The following is a 280-nucleotide window of genomic DNA, read 5'->3' on the forward strand; positions in this document are numbered from 1 at the left end:
ATCGAAACTGTTAAGAACGATGCCAAAGGTAACGTTAAGTTCAAAGCTATTGAGTACAAGAAAGGCCAAGAAGGTACTTACAAGTACACAGTAGAAGAAGTTAAAGGTACTGACAGCACAGTTCAATACGACGGTATGAAAGCTCTTGTCACTGTTGAAGTATCACACGATGGTAAAGCGAAAGCTCTTATCACTAAGGTTACTGACCCAGCTGATAAAGAATTCAACAATACTGTTCGTCCACCAGAAAAACCTAAGTTCCAACCAGAGAAATACGTTG

At 39.6% G+C, this 280-nt stretch carries 1 protein-coding gene; it reads left to right on the forward strand.

Annotation, left to right across the window (positions count from 1 at the left end):
- The coding region (locus HMPREF2571_RS08410; RefSeq protein ID WP_141760072.1) for a Spy0128 family protein at positions 1-280 on the forward strand (280 nt) is incomplete at both ends.

Source organism: Streptococcus sp. HMSC068F04 (assembly GCF_001837455.1).
Classification (GTDB): Bacteria; Bacillota; Bacilli; order Lactobacillales; family Streptococcaceae; genus Streptococcus; species Streptococcus salivarius_D.